This is a genomic window from Psychrobacter sp. 1Y4 (assembly GCF_051847555.1).
Genome location: NZ_JBPYDE010000993.1, coordinates 1 through 552 on the forward strand (window position 1 = coordinate 1; position 552 = coordinate 552).

Consider the following 552-nt stretch of genomic DNA (forward strand, 5'->3'; position numbering starts at 1 on the left):
CCTGCTGTAATAGCAACGGGTGAGACGTTGTATAAGTAGTTTTTGGTGATGTTTGCGCCAAGCGCATAACCCACACAAGCAAACAAGGCATAGCCCATTGGTAATAAACTCTCAACTAAGCCCTTACCCTGCTCGCCGCCACCAAATAAGCTTTCGCTCATCAATATAATCACCCCAACTACCCCAATTACCAAGCCAAGCGCTTGTTTTTTGGACAGTCTGTCTTTAAAAAACACACGAGCGATAAAGCCACTCATCATCGGTACAGAAGCGTTTAGTACGGCGAGTACACCTGCGTTCACTGATTGCGCAGAAAAAGAAAACAACACGAATGGCAGCGCTGCCGAGAACAAACCAACCAGCGTGAGCATTTTCCAATGCGCTTTGATACCGACTCTATTTTTCTTTTTTAACAATACAAAGACGAGCATGACCAGTCCAGCAAATATCACTCGCAGACTGGCAAACGCTAATGAGCCGAACTCCGGCACGCCGATCCGATAAAACACAAAAGAGAGTGACCACATAAAAGAGAGGGTCAAAAAGATAATG

General features: G+C 45.5%; 1 protein-coding gene. It reads right to left on the reverse strand.

What is annotated here, in order from left to right; all coding sequences use genetic code 11:
* Positions 1 to 551 (reverse strand): DMT family transporter (locus ACS8FC_RS20040; RefSeq protein ID WP_439298075.1); only part of this gene is annotated, 551 nt, incomplete at its 3' end.
* Between the last annotated feature and the right edge of the window lies 1 nt (position 552).